Genomic DNA, 20,583 nt, shown 5'->3' on the forward strand with positions numbered 1-20,583 from the left:
ATGACTACGGCCGCTCATCATATTGTGGCAGGCCATCACAGATGGTCTCCCACTCTGCTTTGGACGCCACAAAAATATGCTGGGTCGGCTTTTGCTGCAGCGGTGTATCCAGCGTGCCTATTCTCAGGCGATACAGATCAGGCGTTTCGGTTTTAATACTGATAATCGGTGAGCCACAATCGGCACAGAAACAGCGCTGCGTGGTTTCGGTCGACTGAAACTTTTTCAGTAAATGTTCCCCTTGCACAATTTTAAAATCGGCTTTTCGAATCGGTGCATTGCTGGCAAAAGCGCTGCCATTGGCTTTACGACAGCGCTGGCAATGACATTCTATGATGTCGCCAATTTCACCCCGAATTTCATAGCGTAAACCGCCACACAAACAGCTTCCGGTATATTGTTTTGCTTCTGACATAGCGATGCATTTTTTTATAATGACTGAGTATGCAAATTAGCATGCTTCCCATCACAGTTCAAAATCTGTGCCATAATGTACTGTTATTTTTGTGCAACCAGATAAGCATGCACACCCTCACCTGCAGCACGACCTGTAGCAAAACAGGCAGTGAGCAAATAACCCCCGGTCGGCGCATCCCAGTCCAGCATTTCTCCACAACAAAACACATGCGGATTAGACTTTAATTGCAACTGCTCGGACAACACCTCTCGTTTCACCCCACCTGCACAGCTAATCGCCTCTTCTATCGGACGGAAACCCGTTAAAGCAATAGGCAGATGTTTAATCTGTTGGGCTAAAGCCAGCGGATCGTTCCATAGATGTTTCGCCACCAGTTCACGCAGCAAATTGGCCTTAGCCGCATCTAATCCCGCCTTACGCCAGACATTGCTTAACGATTGCTTTTTACTCGGCTGTAATTTTTTCGCCAATTGCTCCATGCTTTGTTCGGGAATTAAATCCAGACACAGTTGCATGGCCTGACCATTTTTTTGCTGCTGACGTAGTGCCCGTCCCTGCTTATAGATCAAACCGCTTTCCAGACCATAATGGGTAATCACAATATCACCCATGGTTTTGGTTTGTCCCTCTACCCAAGCTTCGACACGCTTTAAGGGCTGACCAAATACCGGCTGCATAAACTTGGACCAGGCATGTTCCACCCCGGCATTACTGGCCTGAAAGGCTTCAATGTCATGCGCAGACAGCCACTGCTGCCATGCTCCATCGCTGCCCAGTTGCGACCACGATACCGCTCCACAAGCCATAATGATGGCATCAAAGCTTTGCTCGATAATATCCTGATTAAGCAAGTTTTTGATGCTAAGGGTTGCGCCATTTAAATTTAAGCATTGATGGCGATAATGAAATTTTATCCCTTGTTCAGCCAGGCGTTTGAGCCAGGCCCGAAGTAAAGGTGCGGCTTTCATTTCTACCGGAAACACCCGGCCTGACGAACCTATATAGGACTCAATCCCCAAACCTTTCATCCATTGCTGAATCCAGTGGGCATCCCATTTTTTTACCCAAGGCGCCAGCCATTCCACCTGATCATAACGCTGAATAAACTGCTCAACAGGCTCGGCATGGGAAATATTCAGTCCGGTTTTACCAGCCATCAAAAATTTGCGTGCAGCAGACGGTTTTTGTTCATAGACATGAATCTCGTAGCCGTATTGGCTCAAGACTTCTGCAGCCATCAACCCTGCTGGACCTGCTCCAATAATTGCAACACGCTTTTTCATAACCCACTCATTCAGCATCTTTCACAGCAGTTTCTGATTCGACCGCTTGAACCGGATTTTGTCCCAGTAAAGGCATGAAATCATCAAAACGTGTGCTGTAGCCTTCAGGTTTGCTGATGATCAGTTGCTGGCACAACTCCCCACGCTGCAAATATTTAATTTCAAAATGGGTACGTGCCGATGTGCCTGGAATCACTTCTTTAACAAAAGGTAATTTCCAGACTTCGATTAACTGCTGCTGTGCTTCTGCGATATATTCAGGAATATTGCTGGCTAACGTGACTGTACCGCCGACCTGTAAACGTGACAGTAAAAATTCAAAAAATGGCATGTTTAACCAGCGCTGTGCCGGATTATGCGGTTCCGGATTCGGATATAAAATAAAAAACTGCTGCACTTGAGCAGGCAATAAAGCATGCACAATCCAGGGCATGGCATCGGCATGAATCGCCTGTAAATTGGTTTGTCCTTCCAGGGCATGCTGTTTTTGCATGGCCAGATATTTTTCACGTGTGCGCTCAATGGCGATCAATTTTTTTTCAGGATGTTGAGCTGAAAACAGCAAGGCATGCTTACCTTTACCGGCACCAATTTCCACACAAACGGAATCTGGACGAATCATGTGAAAATCACGGGGCGCATGCATACGCTGTGCTTGAAATTGACGAATGGACATAATCAGATCAAACTAACAAAAATCCGCTCAAGTCTAGCAAGAGCGACTGTATTTGCCTAATTGAATCCTTATTTTTCTTCGGAGAATAACATGCCCCGTACTTTTCCATGTCCACGCTGTGGCAAACCCACGACTTGGGAAGGCAATGAATTTCGTCCTTTTTGTTCAGAACGTTGCAAAATGATTGATCTGGGAGCCTGGGCCAGTGATGAATATAAACTGCCGACTCAGGATGCACCACAGGCAGATAATAGTGGCGAACAAGATGAATTTTAATCTTGTCCCATCTGCGTAAAAACTATCATCAGGTTGATAAAGATTAATTATCAACCTCCATCAAAGGGATTGGAAAGCATTTTCTTATATTCTAAACCTAAAAGAATAATACACAAAATCAGAAGGATACCAATCGCCTCAATGAACATATCGTGACTATAAAAACCAAAACCTAAACAGATACATGTCAAAAGGCTAAATATCAATAAGATTATTTTTATCACTAATAATTTCATGTGTTACTCTCAAAATAAGAAAAAATTAAAAAAAATTGTTAATAATGTGATTTTTTAAACGTTTTTAGTACAAAAAAATCTTTTTGTCTAGCATTTTGTATTAAATTTGTTTTCATTTTTATCAATACCAGATCAAAAAAGTCTGAAAAAAACCGATTTTGGAAAATAATCCCATTGTTTTATATATAGCTTATTGACAAAAAAACAACTAATGCTTATTTTTTAACCTGCAATTACACTATAAAAAATTAATAAAAAATTTAATAACTAAACACTGAACAGCTTTAAATTCTAAAAACTAAAAAAAGGAAATCTCGATGGGGCTTTGGTGCTTAAAATTTCTATTTTTCATATTTGCCATCTCAAGTCTAGTGAGTCTGATTTTCGGCTTGTATATCCACGATGGCATTATTATTTCGATTGGCATTTTATTCATGCTTGCAGCCATTATCATTGCACTGGAATTAAAACAGCTGCGCAGTGGCCCCTTTCACCGAGATTAATGAAATGAATTCATCAATCTCTTACAGGAAAAATTAACCCGCTTTACCTGCTACAAAAGGATTATGCTGTTTTTCAAAACCAATGGTACTTAAGGGACCATGACCTGAAATAAACTGGGTTTCATCGGGCAAACTAAAACATTCTCGCTGGATGGAATCTAATAATTGCTGATGGTTGCCTCGTGGAAAATCGGTACGCCCAATTGATCCCTTGAACAACACATCCCCTGTCCACAACAGGCCATAATTTTTATTATAGAACATCACATGACCCGGCGTATGACCCGGGGCAAAACGAACTTCAAACTCTTCCTGTCCCAGCGTTAACACTTCTCCGCCTTCAAGCCATTGAGTCACGTCTACTTTTTCTGGAATCGGGAAACCATAACGTACCGATACTTCTTGAATCATATCGAGCCAAAAGGCATCTTCCTTATGCGGCCCGATCACCGGAACATTCCAGAGCTTACTTAAATTACCCACTGCTCCGGCATGATCCAGATGTCCATGGGTTAACCATAAGGCTTTCACGTTGAGTCCCAAGGCTTCCACCTCGGCTTTTAATTTTTCAGGCTCACCGCCTGCATCAATCAAAATAGCTTCTTTGGTTTCTGCATCCCAAATAATGGAACAGTTTTGCTGAAATGCCGTGACCGGAACAATTTTGACTTGCAGCATGATAGTGAAACCTCAGGGAAATTAGTGAGCGAATGTTTGCTTTAATCCATCAAGATTAGCCTGAAGCATAAGATTGAGCAATTGCAAATGATCTTCACGGACATTTAAGGCGGGAATATAACTGTAACTTTGCCCACCAACCGATTTAAATAATTCGGCATTTTGAATTGCCAGTTCTTCCAGAGTTTCCAGACAATCGGCAGAGAAGGCAGGACTCATGACCTGAACGGATTTAACCCCTTGCTCGCCCCATTCTTGAAGTAAAGCATCGGTATAGGGTTTTATCCACTCCTGTTTTCCAAAACGTGATTGGAAACTGATAGCCCATTGATCCTCTTTCAAACCTAAAGTTTGTGCCAATAATTGTGCAGTCACGCGGCAACGATCGGCATAAGGGTCGCCTTTATCTGCATAGGGCTGAGGAATCCCGTGAAATGACATTAACAGTTTTTCTGGCTGGCCATGGACTGCCTGATAGTCTCGGACACTTTGTGCCAAAGCCTGAATAAACGCGGGATGCTGATAATAATCCCGAATGATAGACAGGCCCGGCAAATTACGTTGCGTCAAAATCCACTTTGCTACCGCATCATATAAAGGTGCGGTTGAGGTGGCTGAATACTGCGGAAATAAAGGCAATAAAATCAGGTGATCTGGCATATCCTGTGACAAGCGACTTAATGCAGCCTGAATGCCGGGATTACCATAGGTCATGGCGGGAATTACATTGAGGTCAAATTCAGAATATTGTCCCGTTAATGCCTTTTTTACTTCAATGACTTGATTCAATAGCACTTCACGCATTGGAGAGTCATTTTGCCACACCATTTCATAGGCATGGGCCACACGTTTGGGGCGAAATGGCAGAACAAACAGACGTAAAATGATTTGCCAAATCGGCTTCGGGATTTCAATGACACGCTGGTCAGAGAGAAATTGTTTCAGAAAACGACGTACCGCAGGGGCCGTGGGCTCGTCTGGCGTACCCAAATTGGCCAAAATAATAGTGACTTTCGTTTTAGGTGCAGAAGACATCAAAACCCTTTTCCAATATAAATGTACTGCTTTACTTTAACAGCTTTCTGCACTTTCTCTATATGGATTAAAACGCAGATTTAAATTGAAAAACACGATCATTATCAAGCAAATTGCTCTCAAGTAGCTTTTGTCCTTTGAGGGTTAATTGCCAGAGCATCCGTTGACGGTCATCCCGGCCTGACTGAATAATCCAGTCATTTTGACGCATTTGCATTTTAATGCTGTGTAAGGCACGAATATTGATTTGTGCACGGGCAACGGCATGTGCACGTGGCATTTCCATCCGGGCATCGGCCAGCCCCGTATCATTCAAATAGTCATTGATGCATTTGGAAAAATATTCTTCTGGCGTTGGATTTTTAAACATGCTACCCAAAATGGCAAGTAACTGGGCCCAAGTCAGTTTCTTCTCAATTTTCAGCTCTTTAAAATTACCATCTTGGTAGGCATGCATACGATATTCAAATGAAAACAGTTCATTCATGGAAACTTTAGGTAAAGACAGGAAAGGGTCTACTTCCCGTTTTCCGACTTCCGTTTCAAGCTGTTCGATTTTGGCTTTCAGTTGATCAATCTCGTCATGTAAAGATTGAGTGTTCTGCGGTCGAACCCATCCCGATACCGGATAGCGCTCCAGCATTTGTGGCATGTTCAAACGTACTGCCATTTCCAAATCACGGATGCTGCGGTAAGTAAAAACCTGATCCACTTCTTGCTGTAATAATTTACGGAATTCTAAAAATTTTTCACGTAATTCAGGCTTTTGATCATGTAAAGATTCATCACGTGATGCAGGATCATCATGCATAAACACAATAATCGGTTTCTGTTTGGTGACTGCATAAATATATTCCAGATGCATATAACCTACACCTGAAACAGATTGTTCACCATATTGACTGCCCAGAAGTAGTATCACATAGTCACAATCATCAATCTGACGACGTGCAAATGCTGTACTTAATGGCGTGCGCTGTTCTAATCCCCAAGAAAAGAAACCCATGCCCACTAAAGTTTGAGCCAAAATGATCCGTTCCGGCTGCATTTCACTGCCAGAAGTAGAAATAAAAACCTGATAACGCTTATCGAGCATTGGTTATCCTCTTCCAATTGCCTGTTACATCCTGACCGTCACATTGCTAAGCAGTCACGATATAGTTCAACAACCCCAATATAAATATTTTTTAATATATTTCAAAAGACTAGCTGCATTTGTTTATTTATTCAACACCAATATTGCGAATATCCCAAGTCAAATCCCCTTGAATCAGGTACTGCAGCACAGTTTTTAAATTTTCTGCATTATTGCCACTGACATAGCACTCGATACGTAAGCCATTATTTTGATCTTGCTCAAATAATAATTGATTCTTGATCAAAATACGGGCTGTTTGTCGCGCAACTGCCAGTCCAGAGTCAATTAATGTCAGTTTATGACCAAATATAGACTGAATTGCAGGTTTTAGGAAGGGATAATGTGTACAACCCAAAACTAAATAATCGGCACCCTGATCGACCACAGGTTGCAAAATTTCTTTTAAGGTGGTTAAACATGGCTCGCTCATCTGTGCGCCACTTTCTACAAAAGGCACCAGATCCAGACAGGTCACAGGAATAACCGTCACATTGGCGGGAAGAGCAAAACGCTGTATGACGTCTTTAATCAGCTGACCACGAAAGGTTGCAGGTGTGGCAAGCACAGCCACAGTTTTGGATTTAGTTTGCAGAACGGCCGGTTTCAGTGCAGGTACTAAACCTATAATAGGAAAATTTTCTCCATAATGATCACGTAAATAATCCAGACTAAATGCTGAAGCGGTATTACATGCTACGACTGCTACTTTACATCCCTGACGATACAGCCATTCAATGGCATGCGCGGTAAGCTCACGAATTTCCTGATCCTTACGCGGCCCATAAGGTACATGGGCTGTATCTGCATAATAAACAATACGTTCTTTGGGCAAATGTCTGGCAATTTCTTGCGCTATAGACAAACCGCCTATTCCAGAATCAAAAATCCCGATGGGTGCATCAGCTTGTGCCTTGGGCATTGGGTCGATTAAAGGATAAATAGGATGAATGGCTGTCATAGTTCCACTTTCAGCAGTTCAAGAAATCGGAAGATCAAAGCTTAAACCTCAGGTGCCTAATTGCAAGTGAAAATCGCCACTTTGTAGCGTTAAAATGGTTTCATTTTTGTCATTTTCAAGGAGCTGTCCCATTTCAATTAAATGAAAAAAAGCAGAACGTTGAATTAAGGCATTGATGCCAAAACGCACATATACATAAGGACGCAATTCACTTTCATATTCACGCATAAACACGGGATGCGCCTGATCCATAATCACCACATCCTGTGTGGTCGTGGTGAATTGAATATAAGTCTTTCCATCAATCTCGACCTGATCAACCTGATTGACAAATAAAGGCTCATCTTCTACTTCAATTTCAATCTGCTCAACCGGAGTCTTTAAGTAGAACTTGTCCTGTTCTTTCCAGAGCACGGTTGAGAAAAGCTCAATCAAGGCTTGTCGTTTGATCAATTGACCTTCGTGCCACCATTCTCCATTGGCTTTTACCTTCAAATCCATTGCACCACAATGCTTCGGGTTAAATTGGTCTAATGGGGGGATTGACCTTTTGTGACCGGCCTGTGCATCTTTTAAGTATTGTGCAATGTCCATTAAATTTTTATCATCGGGAATAGCTACTTTTTTCGTCGGATTTGGTGAATTATTTTGATTAATCATAACTAAAGACCCTGCTGACGGAAAAATAATATGATTCAGCCAATTGGCTAGATCAAGGTTTAAAACTATACTAGCCCACAATATAAAAGGCACGATACTAAAATTGTGTCTGGGCATACAGAACACTCATGGCAGCACCGGAATAATGACGGTCGCCACCTTCTAATGATATGAGGAATCCTACATGGAACACATCGAACGTGAATCGATGGAGTTTGACGTCGTCATCGTAGGTGCAGGACCGGCCGGTCTTTCTGCAGCGATCAAGATCCGTCAACTTGCAATTGAAAACAACCTGAACGATCTGTCGGTTTGTGTCGTGGAAAAAGGCTCTGAAGTCGGTGCGCATATCCTCTCTGGTGCTGTACTAGAGCCACGTGCGATCAATGAATTATTCCCTGACTGGAAAGAACAAGGTGCACCTTTAAATGTTCCAGTGACCGAAGACAAGACCTATTTCCTGCTTTCGGATGAAAAATCACAAGAAGCGCCACACTGGATGGTGCCTAAAACCATGCATAACGATGGCAACTATGTTATCTCGCTCGGCAACGTGGTGCGCTGGTTGGGTCAAAAAGCGGAAGAGCTGGAAGTATCGATCTTCCCAGGCTTTGCCGCTGCTGAAATTCTGTACCATGCAGATGGTTCGGTGAAAGGCATTCAAACCGGTGACATGGGCATTGGCAAGGATGGCGAACCGACACATAACTTTACTCCGGGCTATGAACTGCATGCCAAATATACCCTGTTTGCTGAAGGCTGCCGTGGTCACCTCGGCAAGCGTTTAGTTGCCAAATACAACCTCGATAAAGATTCAGATCCACAACATTACGGTATCGGGATTAAAGAGCTTTGGGAAATTGATCCTGCTAAACACAAGCCCGGTCTGGTGATGCACGGTGCCGGCTGGCCTCTTGCCGAGACCGGTTCTTCAGGTGGCTGGTGGTTATACCACGCTGAAAACAATCAGGTCACTTTGGGTATGATCATCGATCTTTCCTACACTAACCCGCATATGTATCCATTTATGGAAATGCAGCGTTGGAAAACCCACCCGCTGATCAAACAGTACCTGGAAGGCGGCAAGCGTATTTCTTATGGCGCGCGTGCCGTGACCAAAGGTGGCTTTAACTCGCTACCTAAATTCACCTTCCCGGGTGGCTCTTTAATTGGTGATGATGCAGGCTTCCTGAACTTTGCCAAAATCAAAGGCTCACATACCGCGATGAAATCCGGCATGCTCTGTGGTGAAGCAGTGTTTGAAGCCATTGCTGCCGGTGTGGAAAAAGGTGGTGACCTTGCGGTTGCACGTGTGACTGAAGGTGAAGATTTCTTCACTAAAGAATTGACGGCTTATACCGACAAGTTCAACAACAGCTGGCTAAAAGAAGAGTTATATAACTCGCGTAACTTTGGCCCGGCGATGCATAAATTCGGTACATTCGGTGGTGGTGCATTTAACTTCATCGATCAGAATGTCTTTAAAGTGCCATTTACACTGCATGATCTTGTTCTTGACTATGCAGCACTAAAAACACAGGCAGCAGAAACCTTTAAGCCGAATTATCCAAAACCGGATGGCAAGCTGACCTTTGACCGCCTGTCTTCGGTGTTTGTATCGAATACGGTACATGAAGAAAACCAGCCAGCGCATTTAAAACTGACTGACGCTTCAATTCCAGTGAACGTGAATCTGCCGAAATGGGATGAGCCTGCTCAGCGTTACTGCCCTGCGGGAGTTTATGAAATCATGGAAAATAATGATGGCTCGAAACGTTTCCAGATCAATGCAGCCAACTGTGTACACTGCAAGACCTGTGACATTAAAGACCCATCTCAGAACATCACCTGGGTAACGCCTGAGGGTGGCGGTGGTCCGAACTATCCAAACATGTAATTTGATTGTGGATGGTTTGGGCTTTGCTTGAACTATTCAAACAAATTAAAAAAATCCCTGCTTAATGCAGGGATTTTTATTAGGCTTTGAGAAAGAAACTGACTCGAAATCCCTCTAGCCTTTCTTGACTAAATAATGAAACTCTTTATTGCCGTTTTCATCTAAACGTTCTTCCTGCAATAACAGCTCATGTCCCAAATGCATACAGAATTTCGGAATGTCCCAAGAGGTTGAATTATCTGTTGCAAATACTTCCACCACATCGCCAGACTTGGATTTACGAATCGCCTGATGCAGCATCATCACCGGTTCAGGGCAACGTAATCCACGGGTATTTAGTTGAATGCTTGGAGTAACAGAGGGTTCAGACATCAAAAAACTCAGGTTTAGAATCTGCAATTATTTTAGCATAAACATCAAGACCCGGTGAAATACAGCAAAATGAAAAAGATAGCCTTTTTTTTTGACTCAATTACCCATGATTTAGATCAATATTAGCGATAGACAACTGTATTTTCTACGGTATGATGAAAATTATGTTTTTTAGATATTAAGCGTCTTTAGGAAAGATCATGCACGAGGAATCAGGCCCGTCGTGGGGCATGCGCGGCTTACGCAAATGGTTGGGTACAGCACCCGAAACTCGCGACGAACTGTTAAAATTAGTACAAGATTCACGTCGTTTTTTAGAACCCGATACAGTGGCCATGCTTGAGGGCGTACTTGACCTGCCTGCCACTAAAATTCGTGAGGTCATGACCCCGCGAACTGCCATGATCAGCTTGCAAGAAGATGATCAACTGCTTGATATCCTGCATGTGCTGGTTGAGTCTGCCCATTCACGTTTTCCTGTTTTTTCATCTGACCAGCCGGATAATGTGGTCGGCATTTTATTGGCCAAAGACCTATTGCCATTCCTGACTGAGCCGACATCTAAAGTGGACATTCGCGCCTTAATGCGCCAACCACTGTTTGTGCCGGAAAGCGCACGTTCTGACCAGGTGATGCGGATGTTGAAAAACACCCAGACCCATATTGCTGTAGTGATTGATGAATATGGCACGACTTCAGGCCTAGTGACACTGGAAGACATTCTGGAAGAGATTGTCGGTGAAATTGAAGATGAGCATGACAAGGTGGATGAAGAAGCCCAGTACATTGTTCCCGATCAAGATCCACACACGGCGAATACCTGGCTGGTTCAGGCGCTTACACCAATTGAACACTTTAACAATGTTTTAGATGCTGAATTTTCTGATGATGAAGTAGAAACTGTCGGCGGTTTATTGCTTCAGGAAATGGGTCTAGTCAGCGATTTACAAGGTCAAGTGATTGAACTTGAGAATTGGGAATTTACCATTTTGGAAGCAGATGCACGTACTATTCATCTGATTCGAGCTGTCCGTAAATGAGAACTTACTTTGATAAGCTGTTAAATTCATCTCAACAACACAAGCAGCTCCCTTTTATTTATCCCTTTTTAATTTCGCTTTTTTCAGGTGCCATGTTCAGTTTTGCACTGGCACCTTATTATTACTGGTGGCTGGCCCTGCTGTCTCCAGCTTTGCTCTATGCTTCACTGCGTAAACGTTCTGCTCCACAGGCTTTTTTCATTGGCTGGGCTTACGGCTTTGGCTTGTGGTTTGTCGGTGCCTTCTGGTTATATACCTCGATTCATGTCTATGGGGATACCAGTGCCTTTTTAAGTGTGCTGATGATTGCTTTTATGGCCTTGGTGATGGGCTTGTTTACCGCATTGCAAACTTGGATCTATCGTCGCTTTTTCCCGGAAACACCGCTGACTTTTGCGCCGCTTTGGGTATTCTTTGAATGGGCAAAAACCTGGGTATTTACCGGTTTCCCTTGGTTATTTGCAGGGTATGCGTTTACCGAGCGCTTCCTAGATAACTATGCGCCACTGTTTGGGATCTTCGGTGTCTCGTTTGTAGTGATTATCTTAGCCTGTGCGCTGGTGGAAATCCTGAATAAACGCATGTTCTGGATTATCCCTTCAGCCCTGATACTGCTGGGCGCTTGGGGTGCTTCCTACCTTCAGTTTGTGGAACAAAAAAATGAGAAGCCGCTTTCCGTTTCATTAATTCAGGGCAACATTCCACAAGACCTGAAATGGCTGACAGAGTATCAAGTCAAAACCTTGATGATCTATGCCAATTTAAGCCGGACTGAATGGGGACGCGATCTGATTGTCTGGCCAGAATCTTCGATTCCTATGTTCCAGACCGATATCGAACCTTTCCTCGATGCCATGAAAGTTCAGGCAGAAAAATCTGGAACGGCTTGGGTCACCGGCCTTCCTTATTGGGATTTGAAAGAATCCAAAAATGAACAACACCCAATGTACTACAACAGCATTATGGCAATAGGTGATGAATCTGAAGGCCTATATAAAAAGCAACGTCTGGTTCCTTTTGGTGAATATGTGCCTTTATCTGGCTGGCTCAGTTGGGTATTGCCGGCATTGCAAAATGATCCGTCCATGAGCGGTTTTTCTCGTGGTGCGCGAGACCAAAAACCATTAGACGTAAAAAATCATGCTCTGGGTGCAGCCATCTGTTATGAAGTGGCTTATCCGAACCTGACCCGTCGTAATGCCAGTCAAAGCGATTATCTGGTCACTGTCTCTAATGATGCCTGGTTTACCGGCACTGCTGGCCCTTGGCAACATTTACAAATGGTGCAAATGCGCGCCAAAGAAAATGGCCGCTGGTTTATTCGTGCCACCAATACCGGTGTCACTGCATTTATTGATCATCATGGGCATATTGTAAAACAGGCACCCACCGATCAAACCGCGATACTGCGTGGAGAACTTCCAGCGATGCAAGGCGAAACCTTGTATATGCGCTTAAGCGACTGGCCTGTACTGATTGTGTCGGTATTATTATTACTGCTTGGTCTACGCTTTAGACCACGTAAAGTGGATGTGTCATTTAAATCACGGCGTTAATATTCACTCTCAAAAGTCCCCCTTTAGAAAAGGGGGATTTAGGGGGATTGTTCTTCATGCGATGGGGAAGGATTCGAGTAAAAATAACTTTAGAGAACCTCTCCCTAACCCTCTCCTAAAAGGAGAGGGAATTTGCAGCAATAAAAAACCGAGGCATTAACCTCGGTTTTTTTATTCAATTGGTTTTATAACTGGGTGACCAGATAGGACACCAAGACAGTTAAAAACAACATAGGAATATAGCGATAAATTTTTACTACCATGTGTTCTAAAGCTGAAGTCTGTTGTTGTTTTAAGTTGAGTACCGTCGCTTTTAAGGCAGACCAAAAGCACAATATAAATAATGCACTCAATACACTGATTGCAAAAAAGCCCACCATAATCTGGCTACTTCCTTCGGTTGCATTCCATAAGGTTAAAATGCCCTGACTCATGGGAAGCAAACTCAAAATTAAAAGAACAGACTTGAGCATTGCCCAATGAAATTGGTTAATTTCATCCGATATTATGAATGCTTTCATTCCATTCTCTCCGACAAAACCTTTGCCATTCAGAACATTATGCAAGCTTTTGAATAAATAGAAAGTCTATTTCCATTCACATATAATCATTATTGTAACTATCAAATATGGGAATAATTCTTATTATAACTATCAAACAGAGATTATTATATAATTTCAATAAATCCAATAACTTAATTTATATTTTATAATCAAGATGTATTATCACTTCACTTAGTATTGCGGAGCATCATTCAGTGAAGTGATCTATTTTATATGCTTAAAATAATTAAGGATTTTAATTAAGGCTGATAATAAATATCGGCATCTGTACCTTCGCCGCCTTCTTTACCATCGGCACCAAAAGAATATAAATCGAATGGACGGCCTTCAGCACCGGGAATCACATATTGAATATCATTATCCCAACTGTCTTTTGGATAACCACCTTTAACATAACCACCCTGCATCCAGTTTTTTGCCGAAGCCGGCTGATTGACCAAAGCATCTAAACCACCATCCTGCATGGACGGGTATTTACCGTTATCCAGTTTATATTGATCTAACGCTCCGGCTACCCCTTTTAAGGTAATGGCCGATGTATCCACCTTGGCTTTTTCACCACGCCCCATAACATTCGGAACGATGAGTGCTGCAAGCACACCCAAAATAACAATCACCACCATCACTTCAATCAAAGTAAAACCAGTCTGCTTATTAAGTTGATTCCGTTTCATTCAATTTCTCTCATTCATCTTGATACTTTAGAAAGTCTAATTCGCTTTCAACTATTCGAAGAATTTACCCTAATTCTATTTAAATCATATTATTCATATTCACGATTGGCAGCATCACCGCAATAACGATTACCAGCACGATACTGGCCATCAATACCAACATGAGCGGTTCAAGCAGAGCCAGTAAAGTTGAAATGAGGGTGGTCACTTCCCGATCCTGCATGGTCGAGGCACGTGCCAGCATACGGTCCAGCTCACCCGATGCTTCACCACTTTTGATCATTTGTACCATCATCGGTGGGAAATAACCACTACGCTCCAGTTGCGTGGCCAGGTTGCCGCCTTCGGTAACGCGTTCGGCTGCCAGGTTAACAGAATCACGGATGACCCAGTTATTACTCACTGCAGCGCCAATTTTAAGCGCATCTACCAAAGGCACCCCAGATTGGGTCAAAATGGATAAAGTACTGGCAAAACGGGCGGCATTGATACCACGTGATAATTTACCCAATAATGGCAATTTCAGGGTTAAGCGGTCAAATGCATAATGTCCGGCTGTGGTTCTTAAAAAGCGTAGCAGCCCAGTAAAACCCACCACACCCGCGACCAGTAAAAATGGCCATGCTACCCGTATAAAGTCGCTGGCTTTCATTAAGGCAACCGTGATCCACGGCAAGGCATCTTTACTTTGATCAAAAGTCTTGACGATGTCGGGAACCACATAGGTCATCAGCCCCATCACAATCGCAAAGGACATCAGCATCAAGATAATGGGATAAATCATCGCGCCCTGCACTTTCTTTTGCATGGCAAAGCGGTTTTCGGTGTAATCTGCTAACTGATCCAGAATTAAATCCAGATGTCCTGAGCGTTCACCGGCGGCGATGGTGGCGATATATAAATCCGGTAAACGCCCTGCTTGCTGCAAGGCATTGGCCAGTGAATGCCCTTCCATGACTTTTGAACGCACTGACATCAACAGGTTTTGCACATGGACTTTTTCACTTTGTTTGCCCACAGCCCGCAGCGCTTCTTCTAAAGGAATTGCCGCTGCCACCAGCACTGAAAGCTGCCGGGTAAACAAGGCCAAATCATAAGCGGTAATTTTTTTCTGAAACCAGCGGGTGGAATTTTGCTTGTCTTTTTGCTCGACAGGATCAACCGTCACAGGAATAAGCGCTTTATCTCTCAGCTGTTGACGGATTTGACGTGCAGAATCACCCTCTAACACGCCTTTTTGCTGCTTCCCTGAAGCATCAATGGCAGTAAATTGATATGCAGGCATTGTGATGCTCTAATTTTCTAAAATTTGCTTCAGCGCTGTTGCGTCTGACCACCAAAATCATTCATATTCTTAGATATTCATGATTTGCTCACTCTAACATAACTCGACCTTTAGCACGACGAAATTTGATCAGGACCATTTGACCCTTATTTATGCCAAATACACCATCGACTCCAGCCGACATTTATCGCATTCGTGTTGCAGTACCCGTACATATCTATGACTGCTTTGACTATACATTGACTGCTGAACAATACCAGCAAGCCGAAGTGGGAGCGCGTGTTGCAGTATCATTTGGACGGCAAAATCTGGTCGGGATTATTGTTGAAAAATTAACGGCCGACACCCCAATTGATCCGCGTTTTAAGCTTAAAGCCATCACCGAGCTGTTAGATAAGCATGCTCTTTTAGATGCCAAAGTTTTAAATTTATTGACCTGGTCAGCTCAATATTACCAATTTCCGATTGGCGAAGTTTTTCAGAGTGCTCTCCCCACTTTCTTGCGTCAGGGCAAACCGTATAATTTATTGGCGCGGCTATGGAAAGTGCTGGATTTGCATGCCGAAGACAAGCTGACGCGCTCTGAAAAACAGCAACAGGCTTATAAAGTTTTAAAACTGCATCCTCAAGGCACCACAGAAAATATTTTAAATTTGGCCGGAATTGAGACAGCGACACTCAAAGCTCTGGAAAAAAAGGCCATTGTGGCATGCATTCTGGAACATCAGGATTTTCGCCCGCAAGCGGTCACACTGGCGCAAATGCCATTAACAGCAAATGAAGATCAGAAGAAAGCCATTCAACAGGTATTGAAAGCACAGAAAAAATATCAGGCTTTTTTGCTGGATGGTCTGACCGGTAGCGGTAAAACTGAAGTCTATTTACAGATCATGCAAGAGGTGCTGAAACAGGGCAAGCAAGTCTTGGTTTTAGTCCCTGAAATTGGGCTTACCCCACAGACCATTAGCCGTTTCCAGTCACGTTTTCACGGCAATATCGTATTGCTACATTCAGGACTAAACGATTCCAAACGTCTACAAGCCTGGCAAGCGGCACAAACCGGCAAAGCCTCGATTATTCTGGGAACCCGTTCGGCCATTTATACCCCGCTGCCAAATTTGGGCTTGATCATTTTAGATGAAGAACACGACCTTTCATTTAAACAACAAGAAGGCTTTCGCTACCATGCACGCGATGTTGCGATGTATCGGGCTCATTTAGAAAGCTGTCCGATTATTTTGGGTTCAGCCACCCCGAGTATTGAAAGCTATGCCCTGGCTGAATCAGGAAAAATGACCCGTTTAGAGCTGAATCAGCGTGCGGGTGTGGCACTAATGCCCAAGATTCATCTGATTGATCTGAAAATTGCCCAAAAGCAAAATGGGATTAGCCAAAGTCTGATTGATGAAATTCAAAAACGTCTGGATAAAAAAGAACAGGTGTTGGTGTTTTTAAACCGCCGTGGTTATGCACCAGTACTGATTTGTGAAAGCTGTGCCTGGCAGGCCAAGTGCCCGCATTGTGATGCCAACTTTACCGTGCATCGACAGCCTTATCAGCATTTGCATTGTCACCATTGTGGCAGCATTCACCGCATGCCCGATCATTGCCCGCAGTGCAAGCATAGCGAATTAAAACCTCTTGGTCTGGGCACCGCCAAAGTGGAAGAACATTTACAACAACTGTTCCCTAACTTTGACGTAATTCGGGTGGATCGCGATTCCACCAGTCGGGTCGGCAGCTGGCAAAAAATTTATGACAAGATTCAAAAAAGTGAACCGGTGATTCTGCTCGGTACACAAATGCTGGCCAAGGGACATCATTTTCCTTACGTCACCTTAGTGGCTATTTTGGATATTGATTCAGGTCTGCTCAGTGTTGATTTCCGTGCCACCGAACGCACGGCACAACTGATTGTCCAAGTGGCCGGTCGTGCCGGACGCGGTGAACGCAAAGGTGAAGTCTATTTACAAACCTTGAGACCGGATCATCCTCTACTCAATACCTTAATCCAACAGGACTATCGTCATTTTGTCAAACAGACGCTAAAAGAACGCCAAGCTGCACTACTGCCGCCTTTCCGTTATGCAGCATTGATTCGCTGTGAATCGAAAAGTCAGGAACAGAACCAGGAATTCTTGCAGCAGCATGCTCAAGCTTTAAGACAGGTTTCAGAAAACCTGATTGATATCTGGGGGCCCATTCCTGCCCCGATGGAACGTAAGGCTGGGCGTTATCAGGCACATATGGTGCTGCTGTCACAGGATCGTGCCCGATTACATTTTTATATCCGTACCTGGTGGCAAAATATGTTGCATCAAAAGCCCTCAAGCATGAAACTGACACTCGATATAGATCCTCAAGAATTAAGCTAAATCCGAACTCATGTTTGGTTTAATTTTTTTGCAATTCAAATCAATTCCAGGATGAACTGATGTCGTTACTGTTACAAATCACGATTTTCCTCGGTGCTTCACTACTCTTGGTGCCACTCGCCAAGCGTTTTGGTATTGCCACGGTACTCGGGTATTTGTTTACAGGTATTTTGCTCGGTCCCGGCGTATTGAATATGGCCAGTGACCCGGAAGCCATTCAGGAACTGGCCGAATTTGGCGTGATTTTGTTGATGTTTATTATTGGCCTGGAGCTGCGCCCCCAACGGCTCTGGGAAATGCGTAAGTCCATCTTCCTGATGGGCAGCTTGCAGGTCGGGATTACCGGGGTGATTCTGGCCATCCTGACCTTTTTTGCCTTAAACCAGAGCCTTTCTGCCAGCTTTGTGATTGGTATGGCGCTGGCGCTATCCTCTACCGCCTTTGTGTTACAGTTACTGGCAGAAAAACAGCAACTGAATACCACTTTCGGGCAACAATCTTTTTCCATTTTACTGTTTCAGGATATTGCGGCCATTCCGCTACTGGCTATTATTCCGCTATTGGCAGGCACCGAATCGACCCATCACGGCATTGCCTATTTTGCTGCAATCATTGCCACCTTTAGCGGTTTGTTCCTGTTTAGCCGTTATATGATGCGGCCATTTTTCCGCTTTGTGGCCAAAAGCGGGGCGCATGAACTGATTACCGCTGTCGGCTTGTTTATTGTACTCGGTGTCGTGGTGCTAATGGATGTGCTCGGGATCAGCACCACCCTGGGGGCTTTCTTAACCGGGGTATTGTTGGCCGACTCCGAATTCAGGCATGAACTGGAAGCCAGTATCGCGCCCTTTAAAGGCTTACTGCTGGGTTTATTCTTTATGACCGTCGGCATGACCACACAATTATCCTTACTGGTGGATATGCCGTGGCTGATCATTGGCGGTGCAGTGGTTTTAATGCTGGTCAAAAGCGTGACCCTGACGGCCATTGCCCGTTATTTAAACTATTCATGGCGCAACAGCTTGCTGCTTGCTACCTGTCTGGCCCAAGGCGGTGAATTTGCCTTTGTGGTACTCAAGGTGGCCAGTAGTGAAAAAGTACTCACTCAAGCCATGCTTGAGCCTTTGACCTTGATTGTGACCCTTTCCATGGTGCTCACTCCAATGCTGTACTGGATCATCAGCAACTGGATTATTCTGCTTATCGATAAAGAAAAAGCGCCAGTTTATGATGAAATTCCAGATCGCCATAACCCAATGATCATTGCCGGATTTGGGCGTTTTGGACAGATCATTGCCCGTATTGCGCATTTACAGCATCAGTCCTTTACTGCCATTGACAGTAATCTGGAAAAAGTCGATTTCGTGCGGAATTATGGCGGTACTGTATACTATGGTGATGCTACACAACCGGATATCCTACGTTCTGCAGGTGTTGAACACGCCAAGGTTTTTGTTCTCGCGATTGATGATATTGAAGACTCGATGAATGTGGCACGTCATATTCGCTTAAACTATCCTAATCTGAAACTTTTGGTTCGTGCACGCGATCGTCATCATGTGCATTTACTGCGGGATTTAGGCGTAGAACATATCTGGCGTGAAACCTATTTATCGTCTATGGGTATGGCCTATCGAGCCTTGCGTGAATTAGATATCAGTGAAGAAGATGCTTATAAAAGTATTGAACTGTTCCGCGATTACGATGAAAAATTATTGCTTCAGCAACAACGGGTGTATACCGATGAACAAAAGATTTATGAAACCCATCGTAATGCTTTGGCCGAGCTGGAACATTTATTTGAAAGTGATGCGCAGATTCGTCAAGAACCTACTGGCGTCAATTTACAACGTGGCTTAGCACATCAGCGTATTGATGTCACAAGAGATGATAGTAACTAGCTTGTGTTTTACAATATAGACACCATTAACACGGGCTATTGGAGAAATTTATGTCTGAATTACGTCAACGCTTTTATATTGAGAATTGCCCGATTCGTGGTGAAGTGGTCCATCTTGAAAGCGTTTTGCAAACGATCCTCGCGCAGCGTGATTATCCGCAAGCCATTCAAATTCTTTTGGGAGAAATGCTGAGTGCCACGGCATTACTGGCCAGCACCCTGAAAATTAAAGGCCGGATCAGCCTGCAAATTCAGGCAGCCGGCACGTTCAAATGGGCTATGGCAGAATGTAACCATCGCGGTGAGTTACGTGCATCGGCCGATTATGAAGAAGATCCGCGCTTCTTTCAGGCAGAAAACAGCAGCACGGTGTTTAACGCTTTGGTCAATCCAATCCTGTTTATCAACATTGAACCTGAGTTTGGTGAACGCTATCAGGGCATTATTGCCCTTGAGCACGATACGCTGGCCGGTTGTTTAATGCAGTATTATGATTTATCTGCACAGATTCCGACAAAAATTGTTTTGGCCAGCACGGCCGAACGCTCTGGCGGTCTGCTGATCCAACTATTGCCACGTAATAGTGAAGAAGAGCAGCAGCGTGTGGATGAAGACCTTTGGCCACGCCTGACCATGCTGACCGAAACCCTGAAAGCGGAAGAACTTACAGAGCTTGAACCGACTGAAATTCTTTACCGTTTGTATAATGAAGAAGATGTGCGTTTACCCGCAGTGGAACAATTAAGCTTTGGCTGTACCTGTTCTAAAGAGCGTTGTGCCAATGCGCTCATTCAAATCGGTGTGGAAGCAGTACGCGAAACTTTAGAGTTCCAGAACCCGATTACCATGGATTGCCAGTTCTGTAGCACCCGCTATACCTTTACCGCAGAAGAAGCTTTTGGTTTATTTGGTAAACACCTAAGCTAATGCGATTCAAGTAAATAAAATCAGAGTGGCGATAACAGCTGCTCTTTTTTTATCGCCAGATTGAGTAGCGACTTTTCTGTTCTTTTTTATACAAGTTTTATCTACTTGTAATCTAAATATTTTAAAGTACAAT

At 43.8% G+C, this 20,583-nt stretch carries 19 protein-coding genes; 7 read left to right on the top strand and 12 right to left on the bottom strand.

Going from position 1 to position 20,583, the window contains the following annotated elements:
- Window positions 1-4: 4 nt before the first annotated feature.
- The 3 genes from WAE57_RS11150 to WAE57_RS11160 form a co-directional block, all read right to left on the bottom strand.
- A complete protein-coding gene (locus tag WAE57_RS11150; RefSeq protein WP_237787761.1) occupies window positions 5-415 on the bottom strand; it encodes a GFA family protein in 411 nt (136 codons plus the stop codon).
- Window positions 416-498: 83 nt separating this feature from the next.
- Window positions 499-1,701 (bottom strand): TIGR03862 family flavoprotein, encoded by a 1,203-nt coding sequence (locus tag WAE57_RS11155; RefSeq protein WP_337710678.1) that lies wholly within the window; start codon window positions 1,699-1,701, stop codon window positions 499-501.
- 7 nt (window positions 1,702-1,708) lie between these two features.
- The gene (locus tag WAE57_RS11160; RefSeq protein WP_337710697.1) at window positions 1,709-2,383 is read right to left on the bottom strand and encodes an SAM-dependent methyltransferase; all 675 of its coding nucleotides are present in this window, start codon (window positions 2,381-2,383) and stop codon (window positions 1,709-1,711) included.
- Window positions 2,384-2,467: 84 nt separating this feature from the next.
- Between WAE57_RS11160 and WAE57_RS11165 the strand changes: the two genes are divergently transcribed.
- Window positions 2,468-2,653 (top strand): DNA gyrase inhibitor YacG, encoded by a 186-nt coding sequence (locus WAE57_RS11165; protein WP_086174058.1) that lies wholly within the window; start codon window positions 2,468-2,470, stop codon window positions 2,651-2,653.
- Between the two features lie 772 nt (window positions 2,654-3,425).
- On the opposite strand, the gene WAE57_RS11170 is transcribed toward WAE57_RS11165, so the two are convergent.
- From WAE57_RS11170 to WAE57_RS11190, 5 genes are all read right to left on the bottom strand, one after another.
- A complete protein-coding gene (locus tag WAE57_RS11170; protein ID WP_337710679.1) occupies window positions 3,426-4,070 on the bottom strand; it encodes an MBL fold metallo-hydrolase in 645 nt (214 codons plus the stop codon).
- 21 nt (window positions 4,071-4,091) lie between these two features.
- Window positions 4,092-5,105: a ferrochelatase gene (gene hemH, locus WAE57_RS11175; protein WP_237787757.1), complete on the bottom strand. Its 1,014-nt coding sequence runs from the start codon at window positions 5,103-5,105 to the stop codon at window positions 4,092-4,094.
- A gap of 67 nt (window positions 5,106-5,172) precedes the next feature.
- Window positions 5,173-6,201: a DUF4062 domain-containing protein gene (locus tag WAE57_RS11180; RefSeq protein ID WP_237787756.1), complete on the bottom strand. Its 1,029-nt coding sequence runs from the start codon at window positions 6,199-6,201 to the stop codon at window positions 5,173-5,175.
- Between the two features lie 127 nt (window positions 6,202-6,328).
- On the bottom strand, window positions 6,329-7,201 hold the full coding sequence (gene murI / locus WAE57_RS11185) for a glutamate racemase (protein ID WP_337710680.1): 873 nt from the start codon (window positions 7,199-7,201) through the stop codon (window positions 6,329-6,331).
- A 48-nt stretch (window positions 7,202-7,249) separates the two neighbouring features.
- Window positions 7,250-7,861, bottom strand: coding sequence for a DUF1285 domain-containing protein (locus WAE57_RS11190; protein ID WP_337710681.1), 612 nt, complete (start codon window positions 7,859-7,861; stop codon window positions 7,250-7,252).
- 184 nt (window positions 7,862-8,045) lie between these two features.
- Between WAE57_RS11190 and WAE57_RS11195 the strand changes: the two genes are divergently transcribed.
- Window positions 8,046-9,758 carry an electron transfer flavoprotein-ubiquinone oxidoreductase gene (locus tag WAE57_RS11195; RefSeq protein WP_237787753.1) on the top strand — a complete coding sequence of 571 codons (1,713 nt, stop codon included), beginning with the start codon at window positions 8,046-8,048 and terminating at the stop codon, window positions 9,756-9,758.
- 114 nt (window positions 9,759-9,872) lie between these two features.
- On the opposite strand, the gene tusA is transcribed toward WAE57_RS11195, so the two are convergent.
- Window positions 9,873-10,130: a sulfurtransferase TusA gene (tusA, locus tag WAE57_RS11200; RefSeq protein ID WP_291355657.1), complete on the bottom strand. Its 258-nt coding sequence runs from the start codon at window positions 10,128-10,130 to the stop codon at window positions 9,873-9,875.
- 200 nt (window positions 10,131-10,330) lie between these two features.
- Here tusA and WAE57_RS11205 point away from each other — a divergent pair, with 200 nt between their 5' ends.
- A complete protein-coding gene (locus tag WAE57_RS11205) occupies window positions 10,331-11,170 on the top strand; it encodes a CBS domain-containing protein (protein ID WP_337710682.1) in 840 nt (279 codons plus the stop codon).
- Window positions 11,167-12,726: an apolipoprotein N-acyltransferase gene (gene lnt, locus WAE57_RS11210; protein ID WP_337710683.1), complete on the top strand. Its 1,560-nt coding sequence runs from the start codon at window positions 11,167-11,169 to the stop codon at window positions 12,724-12,726. The genes WAE57_RS11205 and lnt overlap by 4 nt, the downstream gene beginning before the upstream one ends.
- A 185-nt stretch (window positions 12,727-12,911) precedes the next feature.
- Here the strand turns inward: lnt and WAE57_RS11215 are convergent, their stop codons facing one another.
- From WAE57_RS11215 to gspF, 3 genes are all read right to left on the bottom strand, one after another.
- Window positions 12,912-13,247: a hypothetical protein gene (locus tag WAE57_RS11215; protein ID WP_337710684.1), complete on the bottom strand. Its 336-nt coding sequence runs from the start codon at window positions 13,245-13,247 to the stop codon at window positions 12,912-12,914.
- Window positions 13,248-13,528: 281 nt separating this feature from the next.
- Window positions 13,529-13,963 carry a type II secretion system major pseudopilin GspG gene (gspG, locus tag WAE57_RS11220; protein WP_086174071.1) on the bottom strand — a complete coding sequence of 145 codons (435 nt, stop codon included), beginning with the start codon at window positions 13,961-13,963 and terminating at the stop codon, window positions 13,529-13,531.
- Window positions 13,964-14,042: 79 nt separating this feature from the next.
- Window positions 14,043-15,248, bottom strand: a complete 1,206-nt coding sequence (gene gspF, locus WAE57_RS11225; protein ID WP_337710685.1) for a type II secretion system inner membrane protein GspF — start codon at window positions 15,246-15,248, stop codon at window positions 14,043-14,045.
- A gap of 152 nt (window positions 15,249-15,400) precedes the next feature.
- Here gspF and WAE57_RS11230 point away from each other — a divergent pair, with 152 nt between their 5' ends.
- The 3 genes from WAE57_RS11230 to WAE57_RS11240 are packed head-to-tail and all read left to right on the top strand — an operon-like array spanning window position 15,401 to window position 20,450.
- The gene (locus tag WAE57_RS11230) at window positions 15,401-17,623 is read left to right on the top strand and encodes a primosomal protein N' (RefSeq protein WP_337710686.1); all 2,223 of its coding nucleotides are present in this window, start codon (window positions 15,401-15,403) and stop codon (window positions 17,621-17,623) included.
- Window positions 17,624-17,682: 59 nt separating this feature from the next.
- Complete coding sequence (locus WAE57_RS11235) at window positions 17,683-19,524, top strand: monovalent cation:proton antiporter-2 (CPA2) family protein (protein WP_237787525.1); 1,842 nt, start codon at window positions 17,683-17,685, stop codon at window positions 19,522-19,524.
- Between the two features lie 50 nt (window positions 19,525-19,574).
- A complete protein-coding gene (locus WAE57_RS11240) occupies window positions 19,575-20,450 on the top strand; it encodes an Hsp33 family molecular chaperone HslO (RefSeq protein WP_337710687.1) in 876 nt (291 codons plus the stop codon).
- Window positions 20,451-20,583 lie beyond the last annotated feature (133 nt).

This window comes from Acinetobacter sp. NS-4, from assembly GCF_037402435.1.
GTDB lineage: Bacteria > Pseudomonadota > Gammaproteobacteria > Pseudomonadales > Moraxellaceae > Acinetobacter.